9 protein-coding genes are annotated in these 12114 nt (G+C 66.9%); 3 read left to right on the top strand and 6 right to left on the bottom strand.

What is annotated here, in order from left to right:
* Nucleotides 1–91: 91 nt before the first annotated feature.
* Both AB7E35_RS03040 and AB7E35_RS03035 read right to left on the bottom strand, forming a co-directional pair.
* Nucleotides 92–1945 carry an ATP-binding protein gene (locus tag AB7E35_RS03040; RefSeq protein ID WP_428167044.1) on the bottom strand — a complete coding sequence of 618 codons (1854 nt, stop codon included), beginning with the start codon at nucleotides 1943–1945 and terminating at the stop codon, nucleotides 92–94.
* Nucleotides 1945–2625 (bottom strand): LuxR C-terminal-related transcriptional regulator, encoded by a 681-nt coding sequence (locus AB7E35_RS03035; protein WP_428167043.1) that lies wholly within the window; start codon nucleotides 2623–2625, stop codon nucleotides 1945–1947. Before AB7E35_RS03035 ends, AB7E35_RS03040 begins: the two co-directional genes overlap by 1 nt.
* Before the next feature lie 236 nt (nucleotides 2626–2861).
* Between AB7E35_RS03035 and AB7E35_RS03030 the strand changes: the two genes are divergently transcribed.
* The 3 genes from AB7E35_RS03030 to murI all read left to right on the top strand — a co-directional run bounded on the left by AB7E35_RS03030 (nucleotide 2862) and on the right by murI (nucleotide 8103).
* Nucleotides 2862–4640 (top strand): alpha/beta fold hydrolase, encoded by a 1779-nt coding sequence (locus AB7E35_RS03030; protein ID WP_428163901.1) that lies wholly within the window; start codon nucleotides 2862–2864, stop codon nucleotides 4638–4640.
* 38 nt (nucleotides 4641–4678) lie between these two features.
* Complete coding sequence (locus AB7E35_RS03025; RefSeq protein ID WP_428163900.1) at nucleotides 4679–6769, top strand: clostripain-related cysteine peptidase; 2091 nt, start codon at nucleotides 4679–4681, stop codon at nucleotides 6767–6769.
* Between the two features lie 458 nt (nucleotides 6770–7227).
* Nucleotides 7228–8103, top strand: a complete 876-nt coding sequence (gene murI, locus AB7E35_RS03020) for a glutamate racemase (RefSeq protein ID WP_428163899.1) — start codon at nucleotides 7228–7230, stop codon at nucleotides 8101–8103.
* Between the two features lie 67 nt (nucleotides 8104–8170).
* Here murI and AB7E35_RS03015 read toward each other — a convergent pair whose 3' ends face one another.
* The 4 genes from AB7E35_RS03015 to AB7E35_RS03000 all read right to left on the bottom strand — a co-directional run bounded on the left by AB7E35_RS03015 (nucleotide 8171) and on the right by AB7E35_RS03000 (nucleotide 12022).
* Nucleotides 8171–8686: a M48 metallopeptidase family protein gene (locus AB7E35_RS03015; protein ID WP_428163898.1), complete on the bottom strand. Its 516-nt coding sequence runs from the start codon at nucleotides 8684–8686 to the stop codon at nucleotides 8171–8173.
* A gap of 99 nt (nucleotides 8687–8785) precedes the next feature.
* Nucleotides 8786–9763: a Bug family tripartite tricarboxylate transporter substrate binding protein gene (locus AB7E35_RS03010; protein WP_428163897.1), complete on the bottom strand. Its 978-nt coding sequence runs from the start codon at nucleotides 9761–9763 to the stop codon at nucleotides 8786–8788.
* 46 nt (nucleotides 9764–9809) lie between these two features.
* Nucleotides 9810–10793 carry a hydroxymethylglutaryl-CoA lyase gene (locus AB7E35_RS03005; RefSeq protein ID WP_428163896.1) on the bottom strand — a complete coding sequence of 328 codons (984 nt, stop codon included), beginning with the start codon at nucleotides 10791–10793 and terminating at the stop codon, nucleotides 9810–9812.
* Nucleotides 10790–12022, bottom strand: coding sequence for a CaiB/BaiF CoA transferase family protein (locus AB7E35_RS03000; RefSeq protein ID WP_428163895.1), 1233 nt, complete (start codon nucleotides 12020–12022; stop codon nucleotides 10790–10792). The genes AB7E35_RS03005 and AB7E35_RS03000 overlap by 4 nt, the downstream gene beginning before the upstream one ends.
* Between the last annotated feature and the right edge of the window lie 92 nt (nucleotides 12023–12114).

Below are 12114 nucleotides of genomic sequence, written 5' to 3'. Positions count from 1 at the left end.
TGCGTGCGGGGCAATTGCATGGCCCAGTACGGCAGCACGAAGTAGCCACACGCTTGAAATTGAATTCGCCCTTTTCATTCGAGGCAGGTGGCTATTTTTTCAATAGCAAAGTCAGGCTCACCACCGTGCCCGTCGCACCCGATGTGACTTCCAGCGTGCCACCCATGCGCTCGGCACGAGCGGCCATGCTGCGCATGCCCACGCTCAGCCCGGCTTGTTGCACGGCCTGCACGTCAAATCCCACGCCGTCATCCTCAATGCGCAGGCACAACACACCGGGCTGCGGCTGCGTGCATCTCACGCGCACCTGCCGCGCCCGGCTGTGCTTGATGGTGTTCGACAACGCCTCCTCTACCAGCCGCGTCAGGCCCAGGCACTGCAGCGCGCTGGGGCGGCCCTGCCATTGCAACGGCATGTCCCAGTGCGACGTCACTTCCATTTCATCAAAGATACCGGTAAACCGGTGGCGCAGCGGCGCGGCCCATTGCACCGGCGTATCGGGTACCTGTGCGCCGGCACTGGAGCCTTGGTCGATCACCTGGCGCAGGTCGTCGCGCAGCACCTTCAGCAATGAAAGCACGCGCTCATTGGGCAAGGGTTGGGGCGCCTGCTCCAGCAGCGCCATGCTGCGCATCAGGCTGCCGCCCAGACCATCGTGCAGATCGTGTGCAAGCTGCATGCGCTCCTGCAATCTGGTGCGCTCCAGCGCATGCGCGTGCTCGCGGGCCAGGGCCTGCGCCAGTTCGGCACGGGCTTCGGTAACGCCCTTCGTCAGTGCGCGGTTGAAGCGCTCCACGCTGCGCACCCGCTGCATGAGCTGCGCACCCAGTAGCAACATCACCAGCGAGATCACCAGCAAGCCGCTGAATGCTGCCCAGTTTCGCGCCACGTTCCAGCGGTCCACCCCAGGGATGAGTGTGGTCACTGTGAGCGCCGTGACCGCCAGCCAACACAATGCCAGCAGCATGTGCAGGGGCTTGCGCCCCTCGGTCTGGGGGCGCCATGCGTGCCACTGGAACTGCAGACAGTTGGCAATGAAAACCCACATGGCCCCTTGCCACACCTTGCCAAACCAGGGCCCCGCGATATCGTCTGGTACCAGCACCGCCGTGCCCGCGCCCACTGCTGCCAGAGCCCACAGCGCTTGCTCCACGCGGGGCAGCCTTTGCCCGCCGAAGCGCAGGGTGAAAAAGCAGGCTGAAAGCACATAGCCCACCATGGCCACCATGCTGAAACGGCTGCGGGTGATCGAATCGGGCCAAGGCCACTGCGTGTATGCCAGATAGGTGGTCAGATAGATCAGCCACGTCAACGCCATCAGTCCGAACCAGCCGTAGGCTGCGCTGGCCGGGGTCTTGCGGCGCAGTGCCCACACCACCAAGAACAGCGTGCCCGCCATACCGCACAGCACCGCGTTGATCAGGTACAGCGTGCGCTGGCGCCATTGGGTGCGATAGTGCTGAGCCGCCACCGTGGATGGGTCGCCCAGGCGCACCCCGCGCAGGCCTGGCCCCAATGCCGCCGGCCCCACAGCGCGCACCCACACGGTATTCACCCCTGGCTGCAGGCCTGATTCGGGCAGCACCCACCACCGCGGAACGTTCCAGCTGCGCGACAACGGCTCCACCAGGAAGGCGTCGCGCCACAGCAGATCGCCGTTGCTGTACACCTCGCCCGCCACGCTGATGCCGTCAATGCCCAGAGCAACGGGTTCGCCATTCTCACAGCCACGTTCCCAATCGATGCGGTACCAGCCTGAGTCGCCGTGCGCGGGCCAGCGGATGGTCCACGTGTCGGGCAAGGTCACGTTCACCCACCCGGTCAGAGGCCGGGCTCCATCGAGTGCTGGTGCAGCCTGCACCGACACAATGCGCGGTGCGCAGGTATTGGCCAACACCCCGGCTGGCAGCCACAGCACCAGTGCCAGCCACATCAGCAGCCGCATCAGCCCAGCCACCCGCGCGAACGTGCCTCACGCACCGCGCCCGTGCGCGATGACACCGCCAATTTGCGATAGACGCGCTTGACGTGGCTTTCCACGGTGTAGCGCGACAGGAACAGCTGCTGCGCGATCTCTCGGTTCGACAGTCCGCTGGCCACCAACTGCAAGATTTCGTTTTCGCGGTCACTGAGGCAGTTCTCTGGCGGCGACGATACCGCGCCTGACGCCGCCGAAGCGGGTAGCAACTCCAGAATACGCCGTGCGATGAACGGGTCGATGGGAGCTCCACCGCGCAGCACGCTGCGGATGGACAGCATTACCTCCATGTCGTCGCGCTCCTTGAGGACGTAGCCCGTGGCTCCCGCGCGCAGCGCGCCCAAAATGGCCTCTTCCGAACTCCAGGCCGATACCACCAGGATGCCCACGCCGGGGTCATCGGCGCGCAATTGCACGATCAACTCGCGGCCGTCTCCGTCGGGCAAATGCAAATCCACCAGCATCAGCGCTACAGGTTGCTGTGCCAGGCAGGTGCGCGCCTCGGCCAGCGTGGCGGCGAACAACAGCGCGTCTGGCGGGTAGCCCAGCGCGCTCAACACCCCGCGCAGGCGCTGCTGCAAGAGCGGCTCATCTTCCACCACCAGCACAGGTGCGGGCAGGATGGGATCGTTGACGGGGGGAGACATGGTGCTGGCAACCAAAATGAAACAAGCTCAATGGTAGGCCAGCGGGCCGCCCCCGCGTATCCCTGAGATTGGGTAATTTGTGGATACACCCCCCAAATTAACCAATCTCAGGGATACCGCAGCCGGTCACAAGTCCCTACGATTCCGCGCCACGCACACCCATCTTTTGAGGTGCTTTCTGGCCTCTGGCGCTTTACTGGAAAGCGCTGATTGCTATCAAATAAGGAATCTGCCTGGTGCTCTCCCCCATCGCTCCCCACCCCGCCCGCTGGCTTGCAGCCACGGCCCTGACTGCTGCCCTCACTGCCTGCGGCGGCGGCTCGCCCGACCCACTGAACGAATACCGTACGCAGACCGTGCACTGGGCCGAATGCGACTCCACCATTCTGGGCAGGCCCATGAGCATCGAGCAGCCCGCCGGGCGGCTGCAGTGCGCCCAGGTGCGCGCGCCGATGGACTGGAGCGAGCCCCAGCGCGGCGATGTCTCCCTGGCGGTCATGCGCATGGCGGCAGGCCGGCCCGAGGCGCGGCGCGGCGTGCTTTTCTTCAACCCCGGCGGGCCGGGCGGCGACGGGCTTTCCATGACGTTGCATCTGTGGGCTGCGTTCGCGGACAGCAATCCCGCCAGTTCCCTGGGCGCACAGCAGTTGCGGCTGCTGGATGAATACGACATGGTGGGCTTCTCGCCGCGCGGCGTGGGGGCCAGCACACGGCTGTCCTGTGCCACCAACGAGCTGACGCGCTTCGTGGACTACAGCGCGGCGGGGTGGGACACGCCCGAGAACATCGCCAACGTGCACTACAACGGCCGCAAGCAGGCCGAAGCCTGCGCGCGCAACCCCGTCACGCCGTACATCAACACCGACGCCACGGCACGCGACATGGATCTGCTTCGTGGCCTGCTGGGCGATGAGAAGCTCAACTATCTGGGCTACTCATACGGCACCTGGCTCGGTGCGTGGTACGCCAGCCTGTTCCCTGAAAAGGTGGGCCGCATGGTGCTGGACAGCGCGACGGACTTCAGCGCCTCTATGGAGCAAATGCTGCACGGGCAGCCGCCCGCGCGCCAGCGCCTGTTCGACGAGGTGCTGGCACCCTACGCCGCGCGCCACCCAGACGTCTTCCGCCTGGGAGCCACCGAGGCTGAGGTGCGCACAGTCATGCCCAGCCTCGCGCCCCGCGTGCAGGCTGTCTTGGGCGGACCCTTGAGTCGGCTGAGCTACAGCCGCGACAGCGCTGTCGGATACCTGAGCCACATCGCGGCGGCCCAGGGGCTGGACGCAGCGCTGCTCAGCGTGCCGGATGCAGCGGATGCCGATGCGGTGCATGACGCGCTGGCGTTGCACGCCTTCGCCCCCGGCAATGAGCCGCGCGACGTGCTACTGCGCAAGACGGCATGGAAACTCTATGACAACTACCGTAGCATCTGGCTGGAGCCTGGGGCGGCAAGCATCCGGCTCGACGACGCCACCGGCGTTGCGGTCCGCTGCAACGACACGCCCAGCACGACGGACCTGTCGGAGTGGATCGCCAAGGTGCGCCGCATCGCCCGGCAGGCGCCCATGCACTTCGGCGGGCTGCTGTTGCTGGATGCCTGCGCGTTCTGGGGCGGCCCCTCGGTGCGCAAGCCAGATCCGGCGGCCATGCAGCAGCTCCCGGTGCTGTTCGTGCAGTCGCAGTACGACGGGGCCACCAACACCGACGACGCCAACCGCTTCTTCGCCCAGTTGCCCGGTGCCCGCCGCGTGTACGTGGCGGGTGACTTTCAGCACGGCGTTTACCCCTACAGCGACGCCTGCGTGGACCCGAAGGTAACGGCCCACCTGCTGGGCGAAACGCCTGCGCAGCGCGAAACCACCTGCCAAGGCAAGCCGCTGGCGGGAGAAGAGCCAGCCGCAGGCGCCGTGCCCGAAGCCAAGGCCAAGGCAGCGGACAGCACACCCCCGGTTTACAAGAACCCTGAGAAGGCGCGCGCGCTCATCGACCAATTCAAGCGCGGCCTGGTACCGCACTGATTGATTGATTGTTTGTCTTTACAGCCTCGAGGAAAACCATGCACAACCTCTCACGCCGCCACATGCTTGGCACCGCCGCCGCCCTGCTCGCTGGAGGGCTTGCCGCCTGCGGCGGCAGTGGCCCCGACTCCAGCGCGCCGCTCAGCACTACGATGCTCGTTTACCTGCTGGGCTCCAACCTGGAGAGTGAACACAACGCAGGCACGGACAACCTGCTGGAGATGCTCGCGGCGAAGGGCTCAGCCCACACCCGCATTGTCATCACCACGGGGGGGGCCGACAAGGCCGACCCGGCGGGTCTGGTCACCAGCTGGAAGACCGTCAAGCGCTTCGAACTTGCGGGCGGAAAGCTCAAAGAACTGGCTGACCTGGGCCCGCAGAACATGGTGTGGGGCAGCACGCTGCAAGACTTTGTGACATGGGGCGTGCGCACCTACCCGGCAGACCGTACCATGCTGATGCTGTGGAACCACGGCAGCGGCTACTTCGGCTTTGGTAGTGACGAAAACTTTCCTGACGGCGAGTCGATGATGCGAATGCACACCATGGCGGCGGCGCTGCAGGACGCCCGAGCCGCTACGGGAGTCACTCTCGACTACATCGGCTTCGACGCCTGCCTGATGGCTACGCTGGAAGTGGCCAAGACGCTCCAGCCCTGCGCCCGCTACCTGGGTGCATCGCAGGAGCTCGAGCCCGGCGCGGGCTGGGACTGGACCACCCTGGTCGAGACCGCCGCCCGCCAGCCCGCTCCCAGCATCCCAGAATTCGGCCGGGCGGCAGCCATTGCTTACTACGATAAGCAGATGCGCAGCAGCCCCGGCGGCAGCTTGGTGCCTTTTGGGTCCGACAACGTCACCTTTAGCATCATTGACCTGGCGCGCATTCCTGCCTTGCTGGAGCGGCTGGACGAATGGGCCCGTGCGGTACACGCCTACCATGACACCGCCCCCAAGCTGGCCAAGGCAGGCAGCGCAGGCATCTTCTGGCCGCCCATGTTCAAGCGGCCCCGCCAAATGGCCAAGAGCATCAGTACGGCCACAGCAAGCGCAGCCGTCGCAGAGGACGAAACCGTCGAACGCTGGAAGCAGGTCGCCATGGCACGTCTGAGCACCCTTGCCTTCGGGGGAAGTCCGAACACGAAGGAAGCCTTCGACCTGGTGGACCTGGGGCAGTTTGCCGCGCTGCTATTCGACCAGGGCATTGCCGTCGGCCCGCAAGCCGCCCTGCAGCAGGCGCTGCAAGACGCTGTTCTGTTCAACATCACCGGCTCCAAGGCCCGCAGCGCTCAAGGCCTGAGCATTTTCTTCCCTCTGGGCCAGCGCACCGCACAGCAGCGCGCTCTATATGACACATTCCGCATGCCCGCCGGGTACATGGGTTTGGTGGACCGCCATACGCAACAAGCGCAGCAAATGCCTTCGGTTATTTATGTAGCGCCGCTCCAAGCCGATGGCGAACTCATCGCAGGCGAAGTCGCCTCTCGGTATGGTGTGCAGCTGGCCGATCTGATGCAGGTGCAGTTCGTAAATGCCAATGTAGTCAAAGTCACGGGAACCACGCCCCTTGCCGTCTCCGGCGAGGGCAAGCTCGGCAAGGGCTACGGCACGGTCTATTTCAGTACGGATGCATGGTTGCAGCTCGACGGCCAGCCCCTGCTGCTCTACACCCTGAGCGTGCAAACGGCCGAAGACGGCGACCTTGAATCAGCGATGCTCGGCGCACCCGTGCGCCTGCAAAGCCGCACGGGCGACAGCGCTGCGCGCATCGTACTGCTGCTGATCCAATGTGAGCCCGACCCGGACACGGAAGAGCCGAAGTGCACCATCATTGGCGCGCGCGATATCGACCTGGACGACCCCGACAAACAGCCCGATCGCGTGGACCACCACCTCTACGCAGGTGACACAGTGGAGCCGCTCCACCTCCTCTACGACGTGCAGACCCAGGAACCCGTGCAGGAGCCCGGCGGCGGCCTGGCCATCACCTTCGGCAGGCCCATTACCCTGGCGCCGGATAGTGCCCTGCGCTCCGAGCCGCTGGCCGCTGGCACCCACACGCTGATCCTGAGCGTGACCGACCTGGCCGACGGAGTGAACTTCTCGCCGCCTCTGACTGTCACTAGGTCGTGATTGATCGGGTTAGGTGCTGCGGAGGGCTACGACTGAAAGATCAGTGCGAACGTGCGCAGAGTCTGCGAGCTGAAAACCGCCCCGGTGACGAGGCGCTGACCAAGCTGTTCTATCGGGCCCTGCGCAACATCAGTCAGAAGTGGACCATGCCCATCCGGGATTGGAAGGCCTGAAAATCGCTGCCGCAGGAACCGCCAGCCCGTTGGACTCCTTGGCCTTGCACTTGCGGCCTGGCTGAATGACGGCTTTGGAGCTTCTAGCTGGATGGCGGCTCAGGGCCCACTCCAGCCAGACCCAACTACCCAGCGACACGAAGCCCGTCACCAAGGCCACAGCCCGTGAACGGCAGAACCCCGCAGCAGCAGCAGCCGCACCGCACAGGCATACTCACCGCTTCCGCCCGCGCCGCTCCTCTAGCCCCGCCCCGCGCATCCACCCGCTTTTTGCCTACGCCTCCCATGACATCGTCCCCCGCCGCCCGACCCATTGGTGTGTTCGACAGCGGCATTGGCGGCCTGAGCGTGCTGCAGGCGCTGCGCCACGAGCTGCCGCACGAGCATTTCGTGTACCTGGCCGACAGCGGCAACGCGCCCTATGGCGACGCGAAGGGCGATGCCTTTGTGCAGCAGCGCACGCTGGCGATTGCCGGCTTTCTGCGCCAGCGCCACGGCATCAAGGCCCTGGTGGTGGCCTGCAACACGGCCACGGCCGCCGCGGTGGAGCAGTTGCGCGCCGCCATGCCCGACCTGCCCGTCATCGGGGTGGAGCCTGCGCTCAAACCCGCCGCCGCGTGCAGCCAGACGCATCATGTGGGCGTGCTGGCCACGCGTGGCACGGTGAGCAGCGCCCGCTTTGCGCGCCTGCGTAACGACCATTCGGCGCGCACGCACTTTGCGGTGCAGGCCTGCGACGGCCTGGCCCGCGCCATTGAGCAGAGCACCGAAGAGCCCCTGCCCGCCACCGCATCGACGGAAAAAATAAGAGCGCTTTGCGCCCAGTACACGGGCGCTTTGGGCAGTTTTGGCCTGAAAACCGGCGACATCGACACGCTGGTGCTGGGCTGCACGCACTATGTGTTTGCCAAGGATCTGCTGCGCGCGCTGGTGGGGCCGGACGTGCAGCTCATTGACACCGGCGCCGCCGTGGCGCGGCAGACGCGCCGCATCCTCACCCAGGCCGGCACGCTGGCGCCCGAGCAGGCGCCAGACGGCCAGCCCGCCGCGCCGGGGCCGGTGCAGCTGTACACCACCGGGCAGCTGGTCGCGCTGCAGGCCGCCGCCGATCGCTGGCTGGGCCTGCCCGCGCAGTGCTGCGCGGCGCTGCCGGTGGCCTGAACTTCAAGCAAAAACAGCCCCTAGCGCTTACCCACCAAGCGCCAATAGCTATTTTTTTAATAGCAAACTACCACAACTGCGCGCCACCCGCTTCCAGGTACGTGAGGTACAGGCGCAGGTCAAACTCGTACTGGTGGTACTGCGGCTCCATGTGCGTGCACAGCTGGTAGAAGGCCTTGCCGTGGTCTTTTTCGCGCAGGTGCGCGAGTTCGTGCACGACGATCATGCGCAGAAACTCGTCGGGCCCCTGCTTGAACAGCGAGGCCACGCGGATCTCGTGCCGCGCCGCCAGGCGGCCACCCTGCACGCGCGCCAGGTGGGTGTGCAGCCCCAGGGCATGGCGCACGACGTGGATCTTGCTGTCAAACAGCACCTTGTTGACCGTGCCCGCGTTGCGCAGGTGACGCGCCTTGAGGTCCTGGGTGTAGTCGTACAGCGCGCGGTCGCTGCGCACGGCATGCGCTTGGGGGTACTTGCGCTGCAGCAGCGCGCCCAGCTTGTCCTGCGCCAGCAGGGTCTGTACCTGGGCCTGCAGCGCGGGCGCGTAGGCCCGCAGGTAAGGCAGATCGTGGGATGAAGTCATGAACGCGCCGCGCGGCGGCCGGGCGCCGCCTGGGTCTGAAAGGGCGCAGAGTGTAGAGGAGACAGCCGCCCGCGCGGGGCGTGGGCGGCCGGGCGGGGTTTATTCCGCCTCGATCTTCGAGCTTTTGATCACGCCCGCCCAGCTGGCAAAGTCGGCCTTCACGCGCTCGCCCAGCTGCTGGGGGCCCAGGTAGTCGGCTGCGGCGCCCTGCTCTTGCGCCTTTTTGCGGAAGGCCGGGTCTTCCACCACCTTCTTCAGGTCGGCGGCCAGCTTGTCGATGACCGGCTTGGCAACGCCCGCGGGCGCGAACAGCGCAAACCACGATGTGGCGTTGACGCCGGGGTAGCCGGCCTCGGCGGTGGTGGGCACGTCGGGCAGGCTGCTCAGGCGCTCTTTGCCCGTGACGGCCAGCACGCGCAGCTTGCCGGCCTGGATGTGGGGCATGAACGGCGGCGCGGTGCCAAACGTCAGGTCCACCTGGCCGCCCAGCAGGTCCTGCAGCGCGGGCCCGGTGCCTTTGTAGGGCACATGCACCATCTTGATTGCGCCCTGCTGCTCCAGCATGGCGCCGGTCACATGCTGCAGCGAGCCGTTGCCTGACGAGGCGTAGTTGAGCTTGCCGGGGTTGGCCTTGGCATAGGCGATCAGCTCGGCCAGGGTCTTTACCGGCAGGCCGTCGCGCACCACGATGATCTGCGGCGCCGAGATCACGTTGGCCACGGGCTGAAAGTCCTTGTGATCCCACTGCGGCGCGCGGGTGAGGTGGGGCGAGATGACGTGGTAGCCCGAATACTGCATGAACAGTGTGTAGCCGTCAGGCTCCGCGCGCTTGACGACGTTGGCCGCAATGGCGCCGTTGCCGCCGCCCTTGTTGTCCACCACCACCGACTGGCCCATGACGGCAGACAGCGCCTGCGCGGCCATGCGTGCCGAGATGTCGGTGGTGCCGCCGGCCGCGGTGGGCACGATGAAGGTAATGGGCCTGGCTGGATAGGCCTGTGCGGCGGCGCCACCGGCGCAGGCCAGGGTTGCAGCGGCCAGCGCCAGTGTGGTGAATTGCTTGCGGGTGATGAGCATGGTGGATGTGTCTCCTGGTTATCGTGGTCAAAATCGTCATCAAAAATCAGCTTGCCGCACGTGCCAGCGCACGCTCGCGGATCGCGTCGAAGCCCGCAGGCACCGGGTGCAAGTCCAGCCGAGGGCCGGCGCGCACGATCTGGCTGGGCACCTCGTGGCCAACCAGCGCGGGCAGGCGGGCGGCGGCGGCGATCAGCGCGGGCAGGTCGATGCCCGTGTCGTAGCCCATGAGCTGCAGCGCATGCACCACCTCTTCGGTGCACACATTGCCCGATGCGCCCGGCGCGTAGGGGCAGCCGCCCAGGCCGCCCAGCGATGCGTCAAAGCGCTGCGCGCCCGCGTCGATGGCGGCCAGCACGTTGGCCAGACCCATGCCGCGTGTGTTGTGAAAGTGCAGCGTGAAGGCCATGCCCGGCCAGCGCGTGCACGCGGCGGCCACCAGCTGCGCCACCTGCGTGGGAAAGGCCATGCCCGTGGTGTCGCACAGCGTGACGCCCTGCACGCCCAGGTCGGCAAAGCGCTGCACATGGTCCCAGATGGCACTCTCAGCCACATCGCCCTCCATGGGGCAGCCGAACACGCACGACAGCGACACGTTCACCGGCACCTGCGCGGCCTGCGCCATGGCAATCACCTGTGCCAGTGCCGCGAACGATTGCGCGCGCGTCATGCGCAGGTTGGCCAGGTTGTGCGTCTCGCTGACCGACATGACCAGGTTCAGCTCGTCGGTGCGCGACTCGATGGCGCGCTCGGCGCCGCGCGCGTTGGGCACCAGCGCGGTGTAGGTCACGCCGGGGCGGCGGGTGATCTCGCGCATCACCACCTCGGCATCGCGCAGCGCGGGAATCGCCGTGGGCGAGGTGAACGAGGTCACCTCGATCTTGGACAGGCCCGCGTGGGACAGCGCATTGACCAGCGCGATCTTGTCCTCGGTGGGCACAAACTGCGCCTCCACCTGCAGCCCGTCGCGCAGGCCCACGTCGCACAGCGTGATGCGGCGCCCGGCGCCGTTCCAAACGCCCGCCGTCATTGGATCACTCCCTTGCGGCGCAGCAGCGCGATCTGCTCGGCCGTCAGCCCGGCCTCGGCCAGCACCGCATCGGTGTCGTCCCCCAGGCGCGGCGCGCTGGTGCGGATGGTGCCCGGCGTGGCCGAGAGCTTGGGCACGATGCCCGGCACGGTGACCTCGTAGCCGTCGCGCGTGCGCTGCGTCAGCAGCATGCCGCGCGCCTGGTAGTGCGGGTCCTCCACAATGTCTTTGGCGGTGTACACCTTGCCCGCGGGCACACGCGCGGCGGCCAGCGCATCCATCACCTGTTGCACGCTGCGCTGCTGCGTCCAGGCGCCAATGGCGGCGTCGATCTCGGCCACGCGCGCCACGCGGCCGGCGTTGTCGGCCAGGTCGGGCGCATCGGCCAGATCCTGGCGGCCGATGGTGGCCATCAGGCGCTTGAAGATGCTGTCGCCATTGCCGGCCACCAGCACCCAGCCGTCCTGGCAGGGGTAGGCGTTGCTGGGCGCAATGCCCGGCAGCGCGCTGCCCGCGGCCTCGCGCACGGCGCCAAAGGCGCTGTACTCGGGGATCAGGCTTTCCATGCAGTTGAACACCGCCTCGTGCAGCGCCACGTCGATCACCTGGCCCGCGCCGCCATTCACCTTGCGGTGGTACAGCGCCATCATCACGCCGATGGCGCCATGCAGCGCGGCCAGCGTGTCGCCAATCGACACGCCCACGCGCACCGGCACGCGGCCCGGCTCGGCCGTCAGGTGGCGCAGGCCGCCCATGGCCTCGCCGATCACGCCAAAGCCCGGCAGGTCGCGGTAGGGCCCCGTCTGGCCGTAACCCGAGATGCGCAGGATGACCAGGCCCGGGTTGAGGGCGTGCAGCTCGTCGGGCGACATGCCCCAGCCCTCCAGCGTGCCGGGGCGAAAGTTCTCGATGAGCACGTCGGCCTCAGCGATCAGGCGGCGGGCTATTGTTTGCGCCTCGGGCTGGCGCAGGTCCAGCGCCACCGACTTCTTGTTGCGCGACTGCACCTGCCACCACACGGAGGTGCCTTCCTTGATGAGCCGCCAGTTGCGCAGCGGGTCGCCTGCGCCCACGGCCTCGATCTTCACCACATCGGCGCCAAACTCGCCCAGCGTCTTGCCGCAGAACGGCCCGGCGATGAGCTGGCCCATCTCGATCACACGCACGCCGGCCAGTGCCGCGGGCGTGGCTGCGGCGCTGCCCTGAACAGTGTCTTGCTCGTGTTTCATATGCCTCCTGGAATCCTGCGCGCATGATGCAGCGCGCGCGCCGGCCCGCAAAACGCTCAAGCGCGAGGCTGCCATCGCAAACCGGCATGGCC

It is taken from the genome of Diaphorobacter sp. (genome assembly GCF_050251835.1).
Taxonomy (GTDB): Bacteria; Pseudomonadota; Gammaproteobacteria; order Burkholderiales; family Burkholderiaceae_C; genus JBFXIE01.
This window is presented reverse-complemented; position numbering and strand designations above follow the sequence as displayed.